Here is a 24,495-nt window from a genome sequence, read left to right on the forward strand (position 1 = left end):
ACGGCCCGTACCCGACGACCCCGGACAGGCTTGCCGGGCCCGAAGCTTGCTACGTCTGACGCGTGCTTGCCGGCGTCCGCCAGCGGCTCATTCGCGGAGATGGTCATGGATGACAGAAAAACACGCCCTGCGGGGGGCGATGCGTCGACATTCTGGGTGCAATGGACCAGCCTGCGGCCTACGCAGGGCGCGATCGGCTACGTGCAGGTACAAGCCAAGACGGCAAAGTATCTCGCGTTGGCGCCGGATGAACGGCGCGCTTTCATCGAAGAGCAAGCCATCAAAGTCGTTCGAGGACCTTCGGCCGCGTTGCATGTGATCGACCACCATCATTGGGCGCGTACTTGGTTCGACCTGGGCATGCCCGAGGCGCCGGTGACCGTCGCCGAAGACTACAGCGGCCTGGACGAAACTCAATTCATGCAGAAAATGACCGAGCGCGGCTGGTTCCATCCGTTCGATCCGGACGGCCGCGAGTATCCGGTTTCCGAACTGCCTGGGTCGATCGAGGCGATGCCTGACGATGTCTACCAAAGCGTCGCGGCTTTCGTCCGGATGGCGGGGGTCTTCGAGAATCTGGGAGAGTTCAATGCGAAGTTCGCGTGGGCCGACTTTCTCAGGCAGCGGGTGCCCAGGCGGCCGCCGACCGTGGACGGGTTCGCTCTCATGCTGGCTGAAGCCTTCGCGGCGGCCCGGTCACCGGAGGCCAGGGACCTGCCGGGTTACAAGGAGGAGCCCGGCGCCGGGGCCTCATAGCGCCGGCGCGGCCCGGGAACGGATCTTGCTGTAGTGACGCCCGCGCCGCGTTTCGGCGTGTTCACTTCGGACTTCCATTCCCATGCCCAACCAGCCACGAATCACTGAAGGTTCGCCGTTTCCCCTGGGCGCGACCCTGACAGGAGACGGCGTAAATTTTGCATTGTTCTCCGCCAATGCCACCCGGGTCGACTTGTGCCTGTTCGATGAAGCGGGCGAGAAACAGATCCAGTGCATCACCTTGCCCGAGTTCACCGATGAGATCTGGCACGTTCACGTCGACGGCCTGAAGGCAGGCGCGGTGTATGGGTACCGGGTGTACGGTCCGTACGATCCCGAGAACGGGCATCGCTTCAATCCGAACAAACTGCTGCTCGACCCTTATGCCAAGTCGTACGTCGGGGAACTGAAGTGGGACCCCGCGGTGTTCGGTTATGTGATGGGCGACGAGCAGGGCGACCTCACGTTCGATGAGCGCGACAGCGCGCCCTTCATGCCGAAGTGCCGCGTGGTCGACCAGGAGTTCACCTGGACCCATGCCACCAAGGTGCGGGTGCCCTGGGAACGCACCATCTTCTACGAGACGCACGTGCGCGGGTACACGAAGCGGCATCCGGCCGTGCCGGAAGCGCTGCGCGGCAGCTTCGCCGGCCTGGCGCAGGACGCGGTGATCGACCATATCAAGAGCCTGGGCGTCACGTCCGTGGAGCTGCTGCCCATCCACGCGTTCGTGAACGACAGCCATCTGCTGGACCAGGGCCTGACCAATTACTGGGGCTACAACACTATCGGCTTCTTCGCGCCGGACCCGCGTTATTTTTCGCGGCAGCCCGGCGCCATCACCGAGTTGAAGCAGATGATCGATCGCTTCCACGAAGCCGATCTCGAGGTCATCCTGGACGTGGTCTACAACCATACGGCCGAGGGCAGCGAGCTCGGTCCCACGCTGTCGTTCCGCGGCATCGACAATGCCTCGTACTACCGGCTGCTGCCCGACCAGCGGCGCTACTACATCAACGACACGGGCACGGGCAACACGCTGAACCTGTCGCATCCGCGCGTGCTGCAGATGGTCACGGACAGCCTGCGCTACTGGGTGACCGAGATGAACGTCGACGGCTTCCGCTTCGACCTGGCCACGGTGCTGGCGCGCGAACCGGATGGCTTCGACTACAACAGCGGTTTTCTCAAGGCTTGCCAACAGGACCCCATCCTGTCGAGCGTCAAGCTCATTGCCGAGCCGTGGGACTGCGGGCCGGGCGGCTACCAGGTGGGCAATTTCCCGCCGGGCTGGGCCGAATGGAATGACAGATACCGGGACACCACGCGCAGCTTCTGGAAGGGCGACGACGGCAAGGCCGCGGCCCTGGCGGCTCGCATCACTGCCTCGGGCGAGGATTTCAACCACCGCGGCCGACGTCCCTGGGCCAGCGTCAACTTCCTGACCGCGCACGACGGTTTCACGCTGCACGACCTGGTGTCGTACAACGACAAGCACAACGAGGCCAACGGCGAGGGCAATCGCGATGGCCATTCGGATAACCAGTCGTGGAACTGCGGAGTCGAGGGGCCCACCGACGACGAAGGCGTGCGCGAGCTGCGCGAGCGCCAGAAACGGAACATGCTGGCCACGCTGCTGTTCTCGCAGGGCACGCCCATGATTGTCGCGGGCGACGAATTCGGGCGCACCCAGCAGGGCAACAACAATGCCTACTGCCAGGACAACGAAATCAGCTGGGTGGACTGGAACGTCGGAGAGGACGGGCAGGCCCTGACGGAGTTCGTGCGCAAACTCATCACGCTGCGCCAGACGCTGCCGGTACTGCGTCGCGGCCGTTTCCTGACCGGGGATTTCGACGAAAGCACCGGCGTGTCCGACGTCAGATGGCTGAGTCCGGCAGGCCAGGACCTGACGCCCGAACAATGGGCGGATACCGCCATGCGGTGCTTTGGACTGGTCATCGATGGACGCGCCCGCGTCAGCGGCATACGCCGTCCCGCCTCGGATGCGACGCTGCTGCTCGTCTTCAACGCGTATCACGATGCCATCGAGTTCACCTTGCCCGAGATCCCCGGGCCCGACCGCTGGACCTGCCTGATCGACACCAATGCGCCGATTCGAACGGAATTGCCCGAATTCGCATCCGGCGACGTGTATACGGTCACCGGGCGGTCGCTGCTGCTGTTCTCGCTGCAGGCCAAGGGCACGACACAGCGCGTGATCGACAAGCTGGCGGATGCCTTGACGGACGAGGAGGGCGAGACCGCGCGTACTTGACCGGTATACAGGACGGCTCGCCGGGTGGAGCAGGGCGGCGGCATCCCGCCCTCCTGCCCGCTCGGAACCTTCCCCGTCGGCGCGTTACTGATGCGATGGAAGCGAAGCGGAGAGCACCGGCCGCGACCGTCGCGGCCTACGACCGGGGAGCCTGGATGAACCAAGACTACCGCGCCCTGCTGAACGACTGGGTGCGCCAGCTGTCGGCGGGGCAGGACGGCCCCGGCCTGAACGAGTGGGGCATAGCCGCGCTGTGGTCTCCCAGTTTTCCCGATCCGTTCCATCTCGTCCATCTGCCCGGCGGCGGCGAGACCTTCGTGCTGGTGGCGCGAATCGACAGCCTGGGCGCCGAGGTCACGCGCGAGCTGTTGATAGGCGTGCTGGCGCTGAATGCCCGGCCCGCATTGGCAACGGGCGCCTTCGCGGTGAACCCGGACGACGGCACGCTGCTCTATCGGTACGTCGGCGAGCTGCCGGGCACGGACTTCGCTTATTTCCGGAACACGGTGGCCAATTTCGGCGGCCTGGCCGCGCAGGCGCGCGGCCACTATCGGCGCCTGCGCTTCGCCGACGGGGTGGGCTCGCGCGGCCCGGCGACCGGCAAAGGCTCGGCGCAATAGCCGGGCATGGTTCGGGTTCGGCGCGGGCGCCAGGGACGGCGTCCGCCCGGACCGGCTTGCCTGCGCGGCGCCGATCTAGTGATAATCGCGGGCACTCCGCGCGTCACACTGAATCGCTTCGATGAGCTCCCTCGACCCCCGGTCACCGGTACGGCAGCTGTCCACCAGCGATCTGCTCGGCTTCGGCGATCGTTTCGGCATCGACTACCACTTCCCTCAGCTGGGCTCGTCGTCCAGCCGCGCCGTGCTGCGCGGCACGGTGGACGAGCTGGTGCTGCCGTCCTCGCTGAACCTCACGCATTCGTGCCTGGAGGTGCTGCAGCCGTACGAGTCGCTGTCCACGCGCGACACGGCGCTGTTTCTGCTGGTGGTGCTGCAGGGCCAGCTGCGGCTGAATCTCGCGGGACGGGACTATGAGCTGCGCCCCGGCGTCGCGCTGACCGCCAGCCTGGGCGCACACAGCGTGCTGCACGCCATGCATCCACATCGACAGCAGCTGGAAACCGTGATCCTGGCGCTGGACACGCCGGCCGGCGCCGATCCCGACTCGCTGCCGGGGATGCTGGCGGACTGGCCCGGGCGCGAGGCCGGCCGGCCGCGCCTGTGGAACGTGCCGCCCGCCCTGTATCAATCGCTGCAGCAGGTCCGGCATCACGGATCCATGAGCCTGCTGCAGCGGCGCCTGCTGATGGAAGGGCTGGCCTTGCAGTTGCTGGCGCATGGCCTGGGCGAGGGCGCCGCGGCCAAGGCGCCGGCCCTGTCGCCGGGCGAGCGTGGCCGGCTCGAGATGGTGCGCCAGCAACTGGACCGCGCGCCCCACCTGAATTATTCGCTGGACCAGCTGGCCAGCCAGGCCGCCATGAGCACCAGCAGTTTCCGCAGCAAGTTCCGCCAGCTGGTGGGCGCGCCGGTCTTCGACTATCTGCGCGATCGCCGCCTTGCCCTGGCGCGGCAGTACCTGCTGCAGGGCCACTCGGTGCAACAGGCCGCGCATCTCAGCGGCTATCGCCACGCCACGAACTTCGCCACGGCATTTCGCAAGCGCTACGGGGAGGCGCCGCGCAGCGTGGCCTGAACATTTGTCAGCCCTCATACGGAACTTGTCAGGCAGAATATCTCTTTATAAAGTTAAATGAGAATAATTCTGGTTTTTAAGTTCAAAGGCCGCGACAATGTTCCGGAAGCATCCCACAGCCATGGCCGTCACGCTCGTGGCGGCGCATTTCGGCGCCCTGGCGCAGGCGCAGGCCCAGTCCGACGCCATGGACTCGGCCCAGACGCTGCAAGCCATTTCGGTCACCGCTCAACAGGGCGCGACCAAATCGCTGACCCCCATCGTCGAGACTCCGCAGTCGGTCACGGTGATCGGCCGCGAGCAGATGCAGGAACAGGGCGCGATGACCGTGCAGCAGGCCACGGGCTATACCGCCGGCGTGTTCAACAATCAGACCGGCGCTTCTAACCGCTTCGACTACCTGGTGCTGCGCGGCTTCTCCGACGGCAGCCTGGGCAATACCTATCTGAACGGCCTGCGGCTATTGGGCGACACTAACTCGCACAGTTCGCTGGTGGTGGACCCGTGGTTCCTGGATAACATCGAAGTGATCCGCGGCCCGGCGTCGGTGCTGTATGGGCAGTCGTCGCCGGGCGGCATCGTGGCTATGCAGACGCGCAAGGCCGGTTTCAGCGCCAGCCGCGAAGTGGAGGCGGGCTTCGGCAACAACGACCAGGCCTATGCGGCGTTCGACTTCAACCAGCCTGTCAGCGACAGCCTGGCCCTGCGCCTGAGCGGCAAGGTGCGCCGCGCCGACAGCCAGGTCGACCAGGTCGAGGAAGAGCGCTATGCGCTGATGCCTTCGCTGACATGGAAGATCGGTCCCAGCACCACGCTGGAGGCCATGGCCTACCTGCATCGCGACCCGGAAGGCGGTTATCACTCGGGCCTGCCGTACGAAGGCACCGTGGTGGACTACAACGGCCGCAAGCTGTCGCGCGGCTTCTTCAGCGGCGAGAAGGACTACGAAAAATACCGGCGCGACGAGGACATGGTGGGCTATGCGCTGAGCCACCATTTCAACGACACGGTCAGTTTCCGCCAGAACCTGCAGTACCTCGAATCGGACGTGAAGCTGGACCAGGTCTATGGCTTCGGCTGGGTGTCGCCCACCGAGCTGGTGCGCTACTACTCGGGCAGCGACGAGGACCTGTCGGCCTTCACCGTGGACAACCAGCTGGAGTTCCGCTTCGATACGGGCACGGTGGGGCACACGCTGCTGACCGGCGTGGACTACCAGTGGCGCGAGAACGACGTCAGCTGGCCGTCGGGCGCCTTCCCGAACATCGATGCCTTCGACCCGGTGTATGGCGCCGGGCCGACCGCCATGTACCCGCCCACGCGCGAGAATCACAAGCTGAAGCAGACGGGCGTCTACGTGCAGGACCTGATGGCCTGGAACCGCTGGCGGCTGTCGCTGGGCGGCCGCTACGACCGTATCGACATCCGCAGCGTCAACAAGGACAGCGGCATCGCCAGCGAGATCGACGATTCGCAGTTCAGCAGCCGCGCGGGCCTGCTCTATCTGTTCGACAGCGGCTTCGCGCCTTATGCAAGCTACTCGACGGCGTTCACGCCCACCAACTTCCTGGATGCCGATGGCAATCTGCTGCAGCCCATGGAGGGCGAACAGGTGGAGGCGGGGGTGAAGTACCAGCGGCCCGGCACCCGCAGCAGCTACTCGGCCGCGGTGTATCACATCACCCAAAAGAACGTGGCCACCAAGAACCAGCCCACCGATCCGTATCGCGCCGTGGGCGAGATCGAGTCCAAGGGGTTCGAGCTGGAGGCCCATGCGTGGCTGACGGATCGGCTGAGCCTGCTGGCGAGCTACAGCTACAACGACATCCGCTACAGCAGGAGCGACGACGGCAATCAGGGCAACCGTGCGGTGTACGCACCCAAGCACATGGCCAGCGCCTGGGTCAGCTATCGCCACATGGGCCGCCTGCGAGGCCTGACCACCGCGCTGGGCGTGCGCTATGCGGACGGCATTCAATCCGACCGCGCGAACACCCACACCTTGCCGTCGTACACCCTGGTGGATCTTGCGGTGGGCTACGACCTGGGAGAACTGGGCATCCCCGGCCTGAGCACGCGCCTGAACGTGCAGAACGTGATGGACAAGAAATACGTGGCCGCGTGCAACTCGCTGGAGTTCTGCTACTACGGCGCCGAGCGTAACGTCATGCTCAACGTCAACTATAAGTTCTAGTTCGTCGCCAGGCGCCGCATAACGAACTATCATCGAACGGGTATCGACGGAGGACGCTCGCATGGATACCCGCATAGTCGAAGTGATGGAGCTGTATCACGCACGCATGCGTGAAGAGCGCGATGCGCCCAAGGTGGAGCCGCCCGGAGGGCGCGACGGGGGGCACGACCAGCGCATGCGCGCCATCGGCCCCGAAACCGGCCAGCTGATGAACATCCTGGTCAAGAGCCTGCAGGCGCCCACCATCCTCGAGCTGGGCACGTCCTTCGGCTACTCGGGCATTTGGCTGGCCGAGGCGGCGCGCGCCAGCGGGGGCCGGCTCATCACCATGGAGATGCACGGCTACAAGTCGGCCCATGCGCAGCAGATGGCCGCCAAGGCCGGGCTGTCCGAGTTCATCGATTTCAAAGTCGGCGACGCGGTGCGGATGATAGGCGAGCTGCCGGGCAAGGTGGATTTCGTGTTCGTCGACCTGTGGAAGGACCTGTACGTGCCTTGCCTCGAGGTCTTCTATCCCAGGTTGAATCCGGGGGCCATCATCGTGGCCGACAACATGATCCGGCCCGAAAGCGAAGGCGTGCGCGCCTATGCCCGCGCGATCCGCGCCCTGCCGGGAATGACCAGTGTGCTGCTGCCCGTGGGCAGCGGCATCGAGATCAGCCGTTATGAACCGGGCTGAACTGCAGGGCCGTCAGCCTCGATGAGGCCCGGTCGATGTCGCGGGCTTCGCACCCGGCTGGCGCATCGGCGCCAGCGCACAACCGCCAGTGGAGGACCACATGGCTCGACTTACCGCGAAGGATTTTCACCCCGAGTTGCTGGAGTTGTACGACGGCTATGTGCATGGTCGACTGAGCCGTCGCGATTTCCTGGACCGCGCGGCGAAGTACGCCGTCGGCGGCCTGACGGCGTCGGCCATCCTCGCCTCGCTCAGTCCGGACTATGCGCTCGCGCAGCAGGTGGCGCCCACCGATACGGACATCGTGGCCGAGTACATCGTCTACCCCTCGCCCAACGGCCACGGCGAGGTGCGCGGGTACATGGCGCGCCCGGCCCAGGCGCAAGAGGCGGCGCCGGGCATCGTGGTGGTACACGAGAACCGGGGCCTGAATCCGTACATCGAGGATGTGGCGCGGCGCCTGGCCAAGGCCGGCTACGTCGCGCTGGCGCCCGACGGCCTCAGTTCGGTGGGCGGCTATCCCGGCGACGAGGACAAAGGCCGGGCGCTGCAGCAACAGGTCGATGCCGCCAAATTGATGAACGACTTCTTCGCCGCACTGGAGTACCTGAGCGCCAGCGAGCGGACCACCGACAAGGTCGGCATCGTCGGCTTCTGCTATGGCGGAGGCGTGGCCAACGCGGCGGCGGTGGCCTATCCCGAGCTGGCCGCGGCGGTGCCGTTCTATGGGCGCCAGCCCAAGCCGGAGGACGCGGCGCGCGTCCAGGCGCCGCTGCTGCTGCACTTCGCCGAGACCGATCCGAATGTGAATGCGACATGGCCGGCCTACGAGGCCGCGCTGAAGTCGGCCGGCAAGACCTACGAAGCGCATGTATATCCGGGCACGAACCACGGGTTCCACAACGACACGACGCCACGCTATGACGAGGCCGCGGCCAGGCTGGCCTGGGACCGGACGCTGGCCTGGTTCGAGCGTTTTCTCAGCTGACCGGCGCGTCGGTCGAACGGGTTACTTGCTCCCACTCATCCAGCCGCGTCTGCATGGCGGTGAGCTTGTCGCGTACCAGCTGCAGGGCATCGCTGCCCAATAGCAGGTGCGTGGGCGGCCGTTCGGCGGCGGTGGCAACGCGCAACATGACCTGGGCCGCCTTGGCCGGATCGCCCAGTTGCCTGCCGCTTACCGCTTGACGGCGCGCCCGCACCGGATCGAACACGGCATCGTAGTCGGCGATGCTGCGGGGCGTGCGCGCCATCGATCGTCCCGCCCAGTCGGTGCGGAACGAGCCGGGCGCCACGGCCGTCACGTCTATGCCCAACGCGGCCACCTCTTTGCCTAGGGCCTCCGAGATGCCTTCGAGCGCGAACTTGCTGCCGCAGTAGTACGCGATGCCGGGCATGGTGATGAAGCCGCCCATCGAGGTGATGTTGAAGATGCGTCCGCTGCGCCGGGCCCGCAGGTAGGGCAAGAAGGCCTTCATGACGGCCACCGCCCCGAATACGTTCACGTCGAACTGCCGGCGCAGCTCGTCCAGCGGGCTTTCCTCCAGGATGCCTTCGTGCCCGTAGCCGGCGTTGTTGACCACGACGTCGACCGGGCCGATTGCCTGTTCCACTTCGTCGGCCACGCGCTGCGCCGCGGCGTGGTCGGTCACGTCCAGCTGCCGCGCGAAGGAAAGCCCGGGGCGCAGCGCTTCGAAGGCGGCCGCCGCCTCGGCATTGCGCACCGTTCCGATGACGCGATGGCCGGCGCCCAGAGCGGCCTGCGCCAGGGCGCGGCCGAAGCCGCTGCTGACGCCGGTGATGAAGAAGGTCTTTGTTTCGTGCTGGTTCATGTGCATGGGCTCCTTGGTATGCATCAGGGACGATGCTACGTGGCGCCCACGTCCGCGGAAATGGCCTAAGCTACGGCAGCATTGCCTATTCCTACACCATGATGATCGCCAATCGCCAAGTCGAAATGGCCGCGCTGCTCTCGCGGCTGGCCCGTGATGAGGGCTATACGCTCAGTCCGTTGCCGGGGGTGCGCTGGCTGCGCAGCAACCGACCGCTGGGCGTCACGCCCGTGCTTTACGAACCCGGCATCGTCATCGTGTGCCAGGGCCGCAAACGCGGCTGGCTGGGCGAGCAGGAGTTCGTCTACGACGAACAGCAAGTGCTGGCGGTGGCCGTGCCCGTGCCTTTCACCATGCAGACCGAGGCCAGCGCCAAGCGTCCGCTGCTGGCCATCTACCTGAGGCTGGACATGCAGCTTGCCGCCGAAGTGGCCATGCTGATCGCCGCGCACAAGCCGCGGGTCGAATCGGCGCGGCCGGTGGGCCTGGTGTCCTCTCCGATGGACGACGGCCTTGCCGATGCCGTCTTGCGCTTGCTTCGCTCCATGGGTAATCCACTGGATGCCGAGGTGCTCGGTCCGGGCATCCTGCGCGAGATCTATTTCCGCGTGCTCAATGGCGTGCAGGGGGATACGCTGCGTGCCGCGCTGGCCGCGCATGGCCGCTTCGGCCAGATCGGGCGTGCGATCCAGCGCATCCATCGCGACCACCATCGCCCGCTGACGGTGGCAATGCTCGCGCGCGAGGCGGGGCTGGGCCACGCGGCGTTCCACAAGCACTTCCGGGACGTGACGCACGCCTCGCCCATGCAGTATCTGAAGTCCACCCGACTGCACCAGGGGCGATTGCTGATGCTGCGGCACGGCATGACAGCGGCGGCCGCGTCGGCGGCCGTGGGTTACGAGAGCCCATCGCAGTTCAGCCGCGAGTTCAAGCGCCTGTTCGGGCTGCCGCCGCAGGCGGAGGTGGAACGCATGAAGCGCAGCTTCGCGCTGCCGCCTCAGCCGGATGGGGACTATGTGTCTTCGCACTAATAGGCGCGCCGCGATATCGAAGCCGCATGGCGGCGCCTGCGCTGTTCCGTCGTTCACATACCATCTTCGGATGGAAGAAACGTGCAGGTAGGCACTTGGGCCAATAGAGCGCCTGGCGGGCTGGCGCTAGATTCATGCGCACAAGCTGCGGCGAACCAACGAGCACGTCGTAATCCGGGGGGGGGCTACCCGTACAGGGCCGCGCACCAAGGTCCTTACCGTGTCCCCGAACACTTTGCCCCGAGATGTGGCCGATGGCCGGCATGCGGGGCAACGCGCCGTTGCCTCTACTCCAAGGAGAAGTGCAATGAACGTACGGAACACGGAGAACCTCGGCAGCCTGTCGCCGTTCGAACTCAAGGACGAGCTGATCAAGCTGGCTGGCAGCGTCACCAACAGATTGATGCTTAACGCGGGGCGCGGCAACCCGAATTTTCTGGCCACGGTTCCTCGCCATGGTTTCTGGCAGCTCGGGCTGTTCGCGATGATCGAATCCGAGCGCTCGTTCTCCTATCTGGCCGAAGGGGTGGGCGGGTTCCCTCGCCGTGCCGGCATCGAAGAACGTTTCGATCTTTTCGCACGCGTGCACCGCGACGTGCCTGGCGTGAAGTTCCTTTCCAGCGCCGTGTCGTTCGTGCGGGACCAGCTTGGGCTGGATGCCGGCGATTTCATCTATGAGATGTGCCAGGGCATCCTCGCCTGCAGCTATCCCGTGCCGGACCGGATGCTGAAGCTGACCGAAGAGATCGTGAAGCAGTACGTCCGCAAGGAAATGATCGGCACCCATCCGTTCGTGGGCGACTTCGACCTGTACGCCGTGGAAGGCGGCACGGCGGCCATGACGTACCTGTTCAACTCGATGAAGATCAATCACTTGCTGAAGGCGGGCGATGCCATCGCGTTGGGCAAGCCGATCTTCACGCCCTATATCGAGATTCCGGAACTGGCCGAATACGGCCTGACCGAGGTGTCCATCAATGCGGACCCGGCGGCCGGCTGGCAGTACTCGACCCAGGAACTGGACAAGCTGCGCGATCCCAACGTGAAGGCGTTCTTCCTGGTGAACCCAAGCAATCCGCCGTCGGTGCGCGTCAGCGACAAGAGCCTCGAGTACCTGGCCGGCATCGTCAAGGATCGGCCCGACCTCATCATCCTGACCGACGACGTGTACGGCACATTCGCCGACAACTTCGTGTCGCTGTTCGCGATGTGCCCGCGCAATACGCTGCTGGTCTACTCCTATTCGAAGTACTTCGGCGCCACGGGATGGCGCCTGGGGGTGATCGCGGCCCACAAGTCGAACATCTTCGACGAAAAGATCGCGCAGCTTGCGGAGGAAGAAAGAGAGGGCCTGAACAAGCGCTATTCGTCGATCACCACCGAGCCGGAGAAATTGGCCTTCATCGACCGCATTGTCGCGGACAGCCGGACCGTGGCGCTCAATCACACCGCGGGACTGTCCACGCCGCAGCAGGTCCAGATGGCTCTGTTCTCGCTGTTCTCGCTGATGGACACGGCCGGCAGCTACAAGAGCGCCATGAAGCGGTTGATCCGCGGACGCAAGGCGGCGCTGTACCGCGGCATGGGCGCCGAGCCCGAGGCCGTGGACGACAACGTGGTCGACTACTACACGCTGCTCGACGTGGAGCAGATGAGCCGGGCGACGGGGCCCGAGTTCGTCCAATGGCTGCTGGGCGCGATAAAGCCGCACGAGCTGTTGTTCCGATTGGCGGAGGAGGCCGGCGTGGTGCTGCTGCCCGGCAAGGGTTTCGGCACGGTCCATCCTTCCGGCCGTGTGTCGCTGGCCAATCTGAACGAGCAGGACTACGTGAAGATCGGCCAATGCGTGCGCAAGCTGCGCGACGAGTATCTGGAGCGCTACCGGCAGATGGGGGACGACAAGGACGCCAAGAGCTAGAAGCGCCGTGAGTCCCTGACGGCATACCCCTCTGCGTGGTCAACGACAAGGAGATGACCATGAGCTGGTTCGTTTCTACGCTTCAGGCTTATCCCGAGATCGCCATCTTCCTGGCGCTGGGCATCGGCTACTGGATAGGCGGCAAGAGCTTCAAGGGGTTCAGTCTCGGGGCCGTGACCTCGACCCTGCTGGTGGCCATCGTCATCGGGATTCTGGGCGTGAAGATATCCGCGAACGTGAAGGCGGTCTTCTTCCTGATGTTCCTGTTCGCGGTGGGATACGGCGTCGGGCCGCAGTTCGTGCGCGGCATCGCCAAGGATGGCCTGCCGCAAGCCCTGTTCGCGGTGATCATGGCATTGCTGTCGCTGGGGGCGGCGATCCTTGCCGCGACGCTGGCGGGCTATGACCTGGGATCGGCCGCGGGGCTGTTCGCCGGTTCGCAGACCATATCGGCGTCCATGGGGCTGGCAACCGATGCCATCAACCGCCTGGGACGATCGCCCGAAGAGACCCAGGCGCTGCTGAACGGCATGCCCATCGCCTACGCCGTCACGTACATCTTCGGCACCGTGGGCTCGGCGATCATCCTCGCGCAGCTCGGTCCGAAGTTGCTGCGCATCGATCTGCCCGCGGCCTGCAAGGAATACGAGCAGATGCTGGGCGCGGGACGCATCACCGATGGCGCGCCCCAGTGGCACGACTTCGAATTGCGCGCGTACTCCGTGGCGCCGCAAAGCCCCTTCATCGGCAGGACGGTGGGGGAGATCGAGGCCGGCACGCGGGAAGGCGTGCGCGCCTTCGTCGAGCGCATCCGTCGCGACGGCAAGATCATCGACGCCGACCGCAATACTGTCATCGAGGCGGGCGACGCGGTGGCCATCGGCGGCAAGCGCGACCAGCTGATAGCCAGGCTGGGGCCGAGCGGGCGCGAGATCGAGGACGCCGAACTGCTGGATATCAAGACGGAAGGCGTCGACATCTACATTTCGAGCAAAACGGTGGACGGCAAGCGGCTCGAAGAGTTGGCACGCTGGCCGGGCGCGCGCGGCGTATTCCTGAAGGCGATACGGCGGGGCCCTACCGAGACCCCGATACCCGTGCTGCCGAAGACGCAGCTATATCGCGGCGACGTCATCACGGTGGTCGGGCGCACGCAGGACATCAACGCCGCCGCCAAGGAGCTGGGCTACGTGGACCGACCCACGAACGTCACCGACGTTGCATTCGTGGCGCTCGCCATCACGGTTGGCGCCATGATCGGGGCCATCGTGCTCGAGGTCGGCGGCATTCCCCTGACCGTTTCCACTGCGGGCGGCGCGCTCATCGCCGGCATCGTGTTCGGCTGGTTCCGTGCGGTCCATCCAACCTTCGGGAGAATACCGGAGCCCGCGCTGTGGTTCATGAATTCGGTGGGCCTGAATGTGTTCATTGCCGTGGTCGGCATATCCGCAGGGCCCGGCTTCGTGGCGGGGTTGCAGAAACTGGGCATCAGCCTGTTCCTGTGGGGGATATTCGCGACGGCCCTGCCGCTGATTCTCGGCATGTTCATCGCCAAGTACGTGTTCCGCTTCCACCCGGCATTGCTGTTGGGCATCTGCGCGGGATCGCGTACGACCACCGCGGCGTTGGGCATGGTGTGCGAGGCGGCAAAGAGCCAGGTTCCCGGACTTGGCTACACGGTGACGTACGCCGTGGGCAACACGCTGCTGACCATCTGGGGGATGTTCGTGATCATGATTCTCTCCTAGCCGACCTGTGCCTGCGGGCGCAGCAACTTGAATATCCCATATCGAGCACCGCAAGCAGGGGAATACCATGACGAGCGAATCGAATGGCAGTCAGCATCTGGATCACCTGTTCTCGAACTCCGCCGCGAGGCTGGACCGGTGGCGGGACATGAATGCCAAGGCGCAGGCGTGGGCGTCGGAGATGCGGACGGGCAAGGGCGGGTCGAGCGGCGCGGCGGTGCGCAAGGCCCTGGCCGACCTCCGTCCGATGGAAAGCTATTTCGCGTACCCCGGCGCTCAATTGCTGCGCGCCCTGGATGAGCGTCTGGCGGAAAGCGATGCGGCCGGCACTGCACGCCTGATTCTGCGCATGAGCAACGCATTGCTCTCCGGCAGCTACCGCTACGACAGCGGCGACTGGGAAGCTGCAGAAGAGGCTTCCTCGGACAGCCTGGACCGGCTGCCGCCAGGCCTGGGCGGCGACGCGACGCGGACGCCATACTTCGAGACGCTCTTCGTGACTCCGCTGTCGGCCGCACGCTCGGCCGCCGTATCCCGCGAGATCCGCCAGCTGCGCCGGCCGGACGACGGCCTGGTCTATGAACCGGTCATGGTGGGAAGCGTGGAGGACGCCCTGCTGGCGACGATATTCAACGGCAAGATCGAGGCCGTGGTCATTTACGACGGTATACCGGTGGCCTCGGTGCACGATGCTCCTTTGCTGCACGAGTTCCTGGCGGTCTACCAGGAACTGGGCGACGTCGTCGACGATACGCGGCAGGTGGGCGTGAAGCTGGCGCGTCTCATCGGGCACGTGCGCCCGGAACTGGACATCTATCTTCTGACGGACCGCAAGGTGGAGCAGCTTGCGGGGGACCCGACCGCCGCGACGATCCGCCGGGTGTTCTATGAGGCAGAGGAGCCCATGGAGGTGCACCTGAACATTCTGGAAGGGGTGCGCGACCGGCAGGCGACGCCCCATTTCGACAACCTCAAGCGATACGCGGCGCGACCCATCAGCACTTTCCACGCGCTGCCGATCGCGCGAGGCAAGTCCATCATCAAGTCGAACTGGATCCGCGACTTCGGCGAGTTCTATGGCCTGAACCTGTTTCTGGCGGAGACTTCGGCTACCACCGGCGGCCTGGACAGCATGCTGGAGCCCACGGGGAACATCAAGGTGGCGCAGGAGAAGTTCGCGCGGGCCGTGGGCGCCGATCACGTGTTCTTCGTGACCAATGGCACGTCGACATCCAACAAGATGGTCTATCAGGCCGTGACCAAGCCGGGCGACATCGTCATCGTGGATCGGAACTGCCACAAGTCGCATCACTACGGCATGGTGCTCTCGGGCGCCCAGCCGCTGTATGTCGAAGCCTTTCCCATGACCGAGTATTCGATGTATGGGGCCGTTCCGTTGCGCACCATCAAACAGGCGCTGCTGGACCTGAAGCAGGAGGGGCGGCTGGACAAGGTGTCCATGGTGACCCTGACCAACTGCACGTTCGACGGCCATATCTACAACACCCGCCGCGTCATGGCGGAATGCCTGGCCATCAAGCCGGATCTGATCTTCCTGTGGGACGAGGCGTGGTTCGGTTTCGCACGCTGGTCACCCTTCCTGCGCCCACGCACGGCGATGGGCGCGGCCGCCGCATTGGAAAGCTGGCGAGCGGATCCGGCGGCCATGGAGGCGTGGGAGGCCCAGGCCAATGAGTTGGGACAGGATCTGGATCCGCGGGATCCGCGGCTGCTGGAACGGGAGCTGGTGCCGAATCCGGAGAAAATGCGGATACGCGTCTACGAGACAGACTCGGTACACAAGTCGATGTCGAGCCTGCGCCAGGGGTCTCTGGTGGCCGTGCGCGACGAGGACTACGACCATCATCTCTCGGCTTTCCACGAGGCCGTGTTCATCCATGCGTCCACGTCGCCGAACGCGCAGATTATCGCGTCGCTGGATGTCGCCCGGCGGCAGATGGAGCTCGAAGGGTACGAACTCGTCATGCGCGCGATCGAGGTCGCGCTGGCGATCCGGCGCGAAGTGGCCTCGCATCCTCTCATCTCGAAGTACTTCAGCGTGCTGGGCGCCGACAAGATGGTGCCCCCGGAGTTTCGCACGTCCGGTTTCCTGGACTATCTGGCCGCGGGCGCGAACTGGCTGACCGCCGTGAAGGCATTGAAAGAGGACGAGTTCTGCCTGGATCCCACGCGGCTGACGCTGGTTTGCGGGACCGCGGGCTACGATGGAACCGCCTTCAAGAACCTGCTGGCATCCAAGTACAACATCCAGCTGAACAAGACCTCGCGCAACAGCGTGCTGCTCCAAAGCAATATCAACAACACCCGCAGCGACGTGGCCGCGCTGATCAAGGTGCTGCTGGAGATTTCGCAAGGAATCGAAGCCAGGCTGAAAGAGGAAGGCGAAACGGGGCAGGCGGCATTCGCGGCCAAGGTGAAGAGCCTGATGGAGGACGTTCCGAACCTGCCCAACTTCAGCCGCTTTCACGACGGGTACCGCCAGGACCCCGGCAGCAGTACGTCGGAAGGCGACATGCGTACCGCGTTCTTTGCGGCATACAACGAGGCGGACTGCGAGTATCTGCCGCTGGCGAGCCCCGCGCTGGACGATCGGCTGTCGAATGGTCCCGAACTGGTCTCCGCCAACTTCGTCATTCCCTATCCGCCCGGATTTCCCATCATGGTCCCGGGGCAGGTCATCGACGCCGACACGATCCAGTTCATGCGCAAGCTCGACGTCAAGGAGATCCACGGGTACAACGCCGCGCGCGGCATCAAACTGATCAAGCCGGCGGCCATCGGACGCCAGCCCGGTGCGCCGGAGTGAAGCGAGCCTGCGCCGCCGCGCGGTCAGGTCGTGAGAGCCTGCAGGAACGCCAGCAGCCGCCTTTCCTCGGCCGTCAGCCCGCGCGGCGTGTCCGGCGCGCGGGCGTCGGCGGCCAGCGTGCCTTCCAGGTAAGCCTCCATCACGGCAGGATGGATGTAGCACGAGCGACAGACGGCCGGGGTGTTGGCCAGGCGCTGGGCCACGCGCTTCACGACTTCCGTCAGCTGTTTGCGGGCCGCGGTGACCGACCGCGATTCGCCTTCCGCCGGGCCCAGCTCCATCCTCAGCGCCGAGTAGGCGTACAGCGTACCCGCCCAGGTGCGGTAGTGCTTGGCGGTGAAGTCGGCGCCGCTGGCCTCGCGCAGATAGTCGTTGACCAGATCGGAATCGACGGCCCGCGGTTCGCCCGACTCGTCCAGGTAATGGAATAGCTGCTGCCCCGGCAGGTCGAGGCAGCGGCGCACCAGGCGCGCGATGCGCCGGTCGGCCACCGTGACGTCGTGCGGCACGCCGCTCTTGCCCACGAAGCGCAGGCGGATGCGGTCGCTGCCCACCTGCGCGTGGCGGCGGGTAAGGGTGGTCAGTCCGAACGACTGATTGGTGCGGGCGTATTCGCGCGAGCCGATGCGGATCCGGGTAAGTTCCAGGAGGCGCACCAGCGTGGCCGCGACCTTGTCGCGGGACAGGCCGGGCAGATCCATGTCGCGCGTGATGCGCGCGCGAATGCGAGGCAGGCACAGGCCGAATTCCACCAGCTGGCCGTACTTCTGTGCGTCGCGCACCGCCGTCCAGTCAGCGTGATAGCGGTATTGCTTGCGGCCGCGCGCATCGCGGCCCGTGGCCTGGATGTGGCCCTGAGGGTCGGGGCAGATCCATACGTCTGTGTAGGCGGGCGGGATCGCCAGGGCCTGGATGCGGGCGATCACGCCGGGGTCCGTGATGCGCTTGCCCTGCGTGTCCAGGTAATGGAAGGCCTTGCCGTTCACCCGCCGCCGGCGAAAGCCGGGGCGGCTGTCGTCGGCGTAGACGAGGCCGGCGCCCGTCGTCGACGGCAAGGGGATCAATATGTCGGGGGCGTTCATGTGCGCCCGTTGAGCAAGCAGCGTGCCTGCAAGGGGCATGCGCCTTGCTGCACTTTGCACGGCGGCGCGGGCGGCCCCGGTGCGCCGCGCAGTCGTACCCGGTAAGCGGGGCCACGCACCAGGAGCACACATGGCAACTCTTCAAGATCTGACCGTCGCGATTCTCGCCGTCGATGGATTCGAGCAAGTCGAACTCACGGGCCCGCGCGATGCACTCAAGGCTCAGGGCGCGCGTACGGTGCTGGTTTCCGCCAAGACCGATCCCATCCTGGGCATGCACCACGACAAGCCGGGCGACCGCTTCGACGTGGACCTGACGTTCAATCAGGCGGAAACCGAGACGGGCAACTTCGACGCGTTGCTGTTGCCGGGCGGCGTCATGAATTCCGACGAGATTCGCATGCAGCCCAAGGCGCAGGCCATCGTGAGCGCCATGATCGAGGCCGGCAAACCGGTGGCCGTGATCTGCCACGGCGCGTGGCTGCTGGTCTCGGCCGGCGTGGCGCGCGGCCGCAAGCTGACCAGTTGGCCGTCGCTGCAGGACGATCTGCGCAATGCCGGCGCCGAGTGGGTGGACCAGGAGGTGGTGATCGACGGGAATCTGATCACCAGCCGCAAACCGGATGACATTCCCGCATTCAGCAAGGCGTTCATCGAGGCGCTGCAGAAAGTGCGGCGCTGAGGCATGCGGCGGGCGGCATGCGGCGTGCGGCCAGGCGGAGGCTGCGAAACCTGGCCGGGGCGGTGAACGACAGAATAGCCATGGCGAGCGCCCGGGCGTGGAAGCGGCCGCGGGGTTATGATTGCCACTGGATATATATCCAGTTTTCAAGGCCGCCCGCGCCCCGTCCGGCATGTATCCCCCGCACCGCTACTACTACCTGCACAACTTTCAACAAGCGCTCGACTGGCTGGCCGCGCGTTACGCCGACGTGCTTTCCGCGGCCGAGCAGGAGTTTCTTGGCGCCTTCCCGGCTTTGCCCACGCCTTCGCGGGCGCTGCTGGTGCGGCTGTTGATGCGGCGCTCGGCCGTGCACCGCGCCGAGCGCCTCCATTACGAAGAGATCGGGCCGGTCGAGGCAGCCGCGCAGCCCCTGCTTGCGCTGGGCTGGCTGCGCGCCGACCCTGTGCTGGACTGGCCGCAGTGGGCCGCCCTGCACACCAAGGAAGAGCTGGCGCGGCGCTATCCGCAGGCCGGGCTGCGCGCCTCGGCGCGCAAGGCGGAATTGCTTGCCGGGCTCGAGGCCTTTCTCGGTCCGCCCGAAGCGCGGCCGTGCAGCGGCTGGGGCGCCGCATCCGAAGAAGCCATCTGGTCGGTCGAGGTGGCGCCGCTGGTGCAGCGGCTGCGCCTGATGTTCTTCGGCAACCTCGACCAGAGTTGGGCCGAGTTCGTGCTGGCCGACCTGGGCATCTTCCAGTACGAGAAGGTCGAGATCGATGCCGCGACCCGCGCCTTCCAGCGGGCGGAAGACGTGGATGTCTACCTGGCGCTGCAAGCCGTGCGCGATCGGCTGGACGAGGCCGAACCGGACGAGGCGCCGGCGCTGCGCGCGCAACTGGCCGCCTGCGAGACCGCGGCGCCGTGGCTGGCGCGCCGCCACGCCAAGGTGTGGTTTCGCCTGGGGCAGTGGTGCGAACGCGCCGCGGTCTGGGCCGAGGCCGAGCTGGCCTATCGCGCCAGCGCCTATCCCGGCGCACGCCAGCGGCTGATACGCGTGCTCGAGCGCCAGCAGCGCTATGCCGAAGCGCATGCGCTGGCCGCGGATGCGCTGGCCCGTGCGGAAAGCGAAGCCGAGCGACAACTGGTGTCGCGCATGCTGCCGCGGCTGGCACGGCAGGCCGGTCATGCGGCGCCGGCGCGCCGTGCGCGCCTGGCGCCCGAACCTACCGTGCTGACGCTCGAACGGCCGTACGACGCGTCCAGGGTGGAGCTGGTGACGCGCGACCACTTCGCTGGCGATGGGGCGTGCGTGCATTGGGTGGAGAACGGCCTCATCAATTCGCTGTTCGGCCTGCTTTGCTGGGACGCCATCTTCCAGCCGCTGGCCGGCGCCTTCTTCCATCCGTTCCAGCGCGGGCCCGCCGACCTGCACGAACCCGACTTTCGGGCGCGCCGGGCACGGGCCTTCGACGCGTGCCTCGCCACGCTGCGCGATGGCGGACATCGCGCGCGCATCCTGGCGCGCTTCGAAGAGAAGGCCGGCATACAGTCGCCGTTCGTGTTCTGGGGCATGCTGACGCGCGAACTGCTGGAGATGGCGCTGGACTGCATTCCGGGGGAACACCTGGCGCTGTGGTTCGAGCGCCTGCTGGACGACCTGAAGACGAACCGCTCGGGGCTGCCCGATCTGGTGTGCTTCTGGCCGGCAGAGCGCCGCTACGAGCTCATCGAAGTAAAGGGGCCGGGCGATCGCCTGCAGGACAACCAGGTGCGCTGGCTGGAGTATGCGGTGGCGCATGGCCTGCCTGTGCGGGTGTGCCATGTGCGCTGGGCGACGCCGGCCATGGAGCAAGCGGCATGAGCCTGACTGGCCGGCCCGAGGGCGAATGCCGGGCCGCGGAGCGCGAAGGCGCGTCCATACGCCCAGCGCCTCGCCCTGTCGACGAGAAGCCTTCAGGCAGCGGCGCAGCGACGATGATGCACGTGGCCGTGCGCACGCTGTGCGACTTCACCGCGCGCACGGGAGACCTGGATCTGCGCTTCACGCCAGCGCCCACGGCGCTGGAAGGCATCGCGGGACATGCTGTGATCGCGCAGCGCCGCGGCGAACATGTCGAGCACGAGATCGCGCTGGCGGCTACACATGCCGGCCTGACCGTGCGCGGCCGCGCCGATGGCTACGACCCGCGCGCATGCCGCGTGGAAGAGGTGAAGACCTATCGCGGCGAACTGGATGCATTGCGCGACAACCAGCGTGCGCTGCATTGGGCGCAGGCCCGCGTGTATGGCCACATGCTGTGCGCGTCGCGCGGGCTTGCCCATATAACGGTTGCGGTCGTCTATTTCAACCTCGACACCGAGGTGGAGACCGCCGTGGCCGAGACGCTCGACGCGTCCGCGTTGGCGGCCTTCTTCAATGATCTGTGCGAGCGCTACGTCGAGTGGGCCAGGCGAGAGCGCGCCCATCGCGAGGCGCGCGATGCGGCGCTGGAGACCCTTGCGTTTCCGTATGGCCGGATGCGTGCCGGCCAGCGCGAACTGGCGGTGGCGGTGTATCGCGCCGCGCGCGACGGCCATCCCCTGATGGCCCAGGCCCCCACAGGCGTGGGCAAGACGCTGGGCACGCTGTTTCCCTTGCTGAAGGCCTGCGCCACGCAGGGACTGGACAAGGTGTACTTTCTCTCCGCCAAGGGACCGGGCCATGGTCTGGCGCTGGAGGCGGTGGCGCGGCTGCGGGCGACTCGCGAAGGCGGCCTGCCGCTGCGCGTGATGGAGCTGGTGGCGCGCGACAAGGCCTGCGCGCATCCGGACCGGGCCCGTCACGGCGAGGCCTGCCCGCGCGCAAAAGGTTTCTATGACCGCCTGCCCGCGGCGCGCGAGCAGGCGCTGGCCCGTCCCGAAGCCGCGCTGACGCGCGTGGCGGTGCGCGAGGTGGCGGACGCCCACCGCATCTGCCCGTACTACCTGGGCCAGGAGCTGGCGCGCTGGAGCGACGTGGTGGTGGGCGACTACAACTACTGGTTCGACGGCAGCGCGATGCTGTATGCGCTGACGCTGGCACATCAGTGGCGGGTGGCCGTGGCGGTGGACGAGGCGCACAACCTGCTCGAGCGTGCGCGGCGCATGTACAGCGTGACACTGGCGATGTCCGACGTGCGCGCGGCTCGCGCGGCAGCACCGGCGCCTCTGCGCAAGCCGCTCGACGGCCTGCTGCGTTCGTGGCGGGCCGTGCAGAAAAAGCAGGAGACGCCGTATGCGGCCTATGACATGGTGCCGCAGAACCTGCGCGAGGCCGCGCAGAAAGCCGGCGCGGCGCTTGCCGAGCATTTTGCCAAGGGGCCCTCGTCGCCCGACGACCCCGTGCTGGCCCTGTATTTCACGCTGCTGCAGTTCGGCCGGCTGGCTGACAGCTTCGGCAGCCATGCGCTGTTCGATCTGGCGGTACACGAGGGCGCAGGCTTGCAGGCCAGACCCGAGTCCGAGATCTGCATCCGCAACGTGGTGCCCGCGCCATACCTGGCCAACAGGCATGCGGCCGCACACTGCACGGTGCTGTTCTCGGGCACGTTGAGCCCGCGCGAGTTCCACCTGGACACGCTGGGGCTGCCCGCCAACACGGGCTGGGTCGACGTTGCCGCGCCGTTCTGCGCCGAGCAGCTGCGAGTGAACGTGGTGGGCAACGTATCCACGCGCTGGCGCGATCGCACGCGTTCGCTGGCGCCCATCGCCGACCTGGTGGCCGCGCAGTATGCGGCCCGGCCCGGCAACTATCTCGTGTTCCTCAGCAGTTTCGCTTACCTGGAACAGGTGGCGCAGCACATGGCCGGCAGCCATCCGGCCGTCCCCGTATGGACGCAGGCGCCGCGCATGAACGACGACGAGCGCGCAGGCTTTCTGGCGCGCTTCACGGAGGACGGCCGCGGCGTGGGATTCGCCGTGCTCGGCGGCGCCTTCGCCGAAGGCGTGGACCTGCCCGGGCGCCGCCTGATCGGCGCCTTCATCGCCACGCTGGGGCTGCCGCAGGTCAATCCGGTGAACGAGCAGATACTGGCGGCCATGGGCGCGCGCTTCGGCCAGCAGATGGCCTACGACTACACCTATCTGTATCCCGGCCTGCAGAAGGTGGTGCAGGCGGCCGGCCGGGTGATACGCACCGAGACCGACACCGGCACGGTGCATCTCATCGACGACCGGTTCCGCCAGCGCAAGGTGAGGGCGCTGCTGCCCGGCTGGTGGCGTGTGTCGGAGTCGCGGTCCATGGCGTGATCGGGGACGGGCCAGGAACCTAGGCTGCGTGAGGGCGGCGCCGTCGCGGACCCGGATGCAGCCGTTCGTCAGGCCGTGCGCCTGGTCAACGCCAGATACGCGGCCAGGCCCAGCATCGTGCAGCCCGAGATACGGTTCATCAGACGTGCTCGCGCGGCCCGGACTGTGCTGGATCGCAGCAGGCGGTCCGCGACGAACACCGCGATGGCCGCGGACGTGGCGTTCATCGCCACGCAGACCGTGCCGAGCCCGGCCAGCTGGGGAGCCAACGCGTGGCCAGGCGCGATGAACTGGGGCAGGAATGCCAGGAAGAACAGCGCGGTCTTGACGTTCATGGCCTCGACCAGGATGCCGTCGAGAAACGCCCGGCGGGCGCCCCGCGCGGCCACTCGCGGCGCCTGGACGTGTTCGCCGGACCGGCGCAACAGGCCGATGCCGAGGTATACGAGATAAGCCGCGCCCACATACTTGACCACGCTGAATGCCACCGCGGATTGCGCGATGACCAGGGACAGGCCCAGTGCGGACGCCGCCACGTGCACCATGCCGCCCAGCGACGTACCCAGCAGCGAGGCCAGCCCCTCCCGGCGGCCGCCGGTGGCGGTGCGTGCGACAACGTAAGCGAGACCCGGACCGGGAGTGATGGCCAGCAGGACCGCTGCAAAGAGGAAGGCTAGGAATGACATGGCTTCGGCGTTGATGGTTGCGACGTGTCGCGCCCAGCGGCGCTTGCTGGCTGGCATGCGCGGTGCCGACGCTACAGGCCCCCGCCCATGCTCTGGAAATGGTACATGCCGTCGCGGCGCCTGTCAGGCGCTGCGCCGGGCCATGGCCAGGTATGCCGCCAGACCCAGCATCGTGCAGCCCGAGACACGGTTCATCAACCGCGCCCTTGCGGCGCGCGCCGCGCCGGATCGCAGCAGGCGGTCCGCCGCGAATACCGCGACGACGTCGACGGTGGTGTTCAGCGCCACGCAGATGGTGCCCATCAGCGCCAGCTGCGGCGCGATCTGGTGGCCGGGCGAGATGAACTGCGGCAGGAACGCCACGAAGAACATGGCGGTCTTGACGTTGAACGCCTCGACCAGAATGCCGTCCGCGAACGCCCGGCGGGCGCCCTGCGCGGCGATGCGCGGCACGGCGATGTGTTCGCCGGATCGGCGCAGCAGTCCGATGCCGAGGTACACCAGGTAAGCCGCGCCGATATACTTGACCACGCTGAACGCCAGCGCCGATTGCGCAATCACCAGGGACAGGCCAAGGGCTGAAGCCGCGACATGCACCAGGCCGCCCAGCGCCGTGCCCAGCGACGAGGCGAGGCCTTCGGCGCTGCCGCCGCTGACGGTGCGCGCCACGACATAGGCGATACCCGGACCGGGCGTGATGGCCAGCAGCGTTGCCGCCAGTAGAAAGGCGAGGAATGACATGTTTCGGGCCTTATTGTTGGCGAGGCGTCGCGATCCGCGGCAGGCAATGGCTGGCAGGGTGCTCGATCAGCCCGTCGCCGTAGGCGCTGACCGCTGCG

The 24,495-nt window shown here is 66.5% G+C and carries 18 protein-coding genes; 14 read left to right on the forward strand and 4 right to left on the reverse strand.

What is annotated here, in order from left to right:
- Positions 1–105 precede the first annotated feature (105 nt).
- The 7 genes from CAL15_RS04840 (at position 106) to yghX (ending at position 8,590) form a co-directional block, all read left to right on the forward strand.
- Entirely contained in the window at positions 106–756 is a 651-nt protein-coding gene (locus CAL15_RS04840) for a ParB/Srx family N-terminal domain-containing protein (RefSeq protein WP_157666598.1), read from the forward strand.
- A gap of 82 nt (positions 757–838) precedes the next feature.
- On the forward strand, positions 839–3,034 hold the full coding sequence (glgX, locus tag CAL15_RS04845; RefSeq protein WP_086077539.1) for a glycogen debranching protein GlgX: 2,196 nt from the start codon (positions 839–841) through the stop codon (positions 3,032–3,034).
- 155 nt (positions 3,035–3,189) lie between these two features.
- The gene (locus tag CAL15_RS04850; RefSeq protein ID WP_086077540.1) at positions 3,190–3,654 is read left to right on the forward strand and encodes a hypothetical protein; all 465 of its coding nucleotides are present in this window, start codon (positions 3,190–3,192) and stop codon (positions 3,652–3,654) included.
- 121 nt (positions 3,655–3,775) lie between these two features.
- Positions 3,776–4,729: a helix-turn-helix transcriptional regulator gene (locus CAL15_RS04855; protein WP_086077541.1), complete on the forward strand. Its 954-nt coding sequence runs from the start codon at positions 3,776–3,778 to the stop codon at positions 4,727–4,729.
- A 121-nt stretch (positions 4,730–4,850) separates the two neighbouring features.
- On the forward strand, positions 4,851–6,923 hold the full coding sequence (locus CAL15_RS04860; protein ID WP_269768313.1) for a TonB-dependent siderophore receptor: 2,073 nt from the start codon (positions 4,851–4,853) through the stop codon (positions 6,921–6,923).
- Between the two features lie 61 nt (positions 6,924–6,984).
- Entirely contained in the window at positions 6,985–7,602 is a 618-nt protein-coding gene (locus CAL15_RS04865; protein ID WP_086077543.1) for an O-methyltransferase, read from the forward strand.
- A 100-nt stretch (positions 7,603–7,702) separates the two neighbouring features.
- Positions 7,703–8,590, forward strand: a complete 888-nt coding sequence (gene yghX / locus CAL15_RS04870) for a YghX family hydrolase (protein ID WP_086077544.1) — start codon at positions 7,703–7,705, stop codon at positions 8,588–8,590.
- On the opposite strand, the gene CAL15_RS04875 is transcribed toward yghX, so the two are convergent.
- Complete coding sequence (locus CAL15_RS04875; protein WP_086077545.1) at positions 8,583–9,434, reverse strand: oxidoreductase; 852 nt, start codon at positions 9,432–9,434, stop codon at positions 8,583–8,585. The two genes, yghX and CAL15_RS04875, sit on opposite strands and share 8 nt — an antisense overlap.
- A 98-nt stretch (positions 9,435–9,532) precedes the next feature.
- Here CAL15_RS04875 and CAL15_RS04880 point away from each other — a divergent pair, with 98 nt between their 5' ends.
- The 4 genes from CAL15_RS04880 (at position 9,533) to CAL15_RS04895 (ending at position 16,961) form a co-directional block, all read left to right on the forward strand.
- Positions 9,533–10,468 (forward strand): AraC family transcriptional regulator, encoded by a 936-nt coding sequence (locus tag CAL15_RS04880; RefSeq protein ID WP_232468119.1) that lies wholly within the window; start codon positions 9,533–9,535, stop codon positions 10,466–10,468.
- Between the two features lie 307 nt (positions 10,469–10,775).
- A complete protein-coding gene (locus CAL15_RS04885; protein WP_086077546.1) occupies positions 10,776–12,386 on the forward strand; it encodes a bifunctional aspartate transaminase/aspartate 4-decarboxylase in 1,611 nt (536 codons plus the stop codon).
- A gap of 59 nt (positions 12,387–12,445) precedes the next feature.
- Positions 12,446–14,134, forward strand: coding sequence for an aspartate-alanine antiporter (gene aspT, locus CAL15_RS04890; RefSeq protein WP_086077547.1), 1,689 nt, complete (start codon positions 12,446–12,448; stop codon positions 14,132–14,134).
- Between the two features lie 67 nt (positions 14,135–14,201).
- Positions 14,202–16,961, forward strand: a complete 2,760-nt coding sequence (locus CAL15_RS04895; RefSeq protein WP_086077548.1) for a beta-eliminating lyase-related protein — start codon at positions 14,202–14,204, stop codon at positions 16,959–16,961.
- A 23-nt stretch (positions 16,962–16,984) separates the two neighbouring features.
- On the opposite strand, the gene CAL15_RS04900 is transcribed toward CAL15_RS04895, so the two are convergent.
- Positions 16,985–18,043, reverse strand: coding sequence for a DNA topoisomerase IB (locus CAL15_RS04900; protein ID WP_086077549.1), 1,059 nt, complete (start codon positions 18,041–18,043; stop codon positions 16,985–16,987).
- Positions 18,044–18,173: 130 nt separating this feature from the next.
- Here CAL15_RS04900 and CAL15_RS04905 point away from each other — a divergent pair, with 130 nt between their 5' ends.
- The 3 genes from CAL15_RS04905 (at position 18,174) to CAL15_RS04915 (ending at position 22,970) form a co-directional block, all read left to right on the forward strand.
- Entirely contained in the window at positions 18,174–18,725 is a 552-nt protein-coding gene (locus CAL15_RS04905) for a type 1 glutamine amidotransferase domain-containing protein (RefSeq protein WP_086077550.1), read from the forward strand.
- Between the two features lie 172 nt (positions 18,726–18,897).
- The gene (locus CAL15_RS04910; protein WP_086077551.1) at positions 18,898–20,565 is read left to right on the forward strand and encodes a VRR-NUC domain-containing protein; all 1,668 of its coding nucleotides are present in this window, start codon (positions 18,898–18,900) and stop codon (positions 20,563–20,565) included.
- A 113-nt stretch (positions 20,566–20,678) separates the two neighbouring features.
- Positions 20,679–22,970: an ATP-dependent DNA helicase gene (locus CAL15_RS04915; RefSeq protein ID WP_086077552.1), complete on the forward strand. Its 2,292-nt coding sequence runs from the start codon at positions 20,679–20,681 to the stop codon at positions 22,968–22,970.
- Positions 22,971–23,038: 68 nt separating this feature from the next.
- Here the strand turns inward: CAL15_RS04915 and CAL15_RS04920 are convergent, their stop codons facing one another.
- Positions 23,039–23,656 (reverse strand): LysE family translocator, encoded by a 618-nt coding sequence (locus CAL15_RS04920; RefSeq protein WP_086080933.1) that lies wholly within the window; start codon positions 23,654–23,656, stop codon positions 23,039–23,041.
- A gap of 123 nt (positions 23,657–23,779) precedes the next feature.
- Positions 23,780–24,397, reverse strand: coding sequence for a LysE family translocator (locus tag CAL15_RS04925; RefSeq protein ID WP_086077553.1), 618 nt, complete (start codon positions 24,395–24,397; stop codon positions 23,780–23,782).
- Positions 24,398–24,495 lie beyond the last annotated feature (98 nt).

The organism is Bordetella genomosp. 13, from assembly GCF_002119665.1.
Taxonomy (GTDB): Bacteria; Pseudomonadota; Gammaproteobacteria; order Burkholderiales; family Burkholderiaceae_B; genus Bordetella.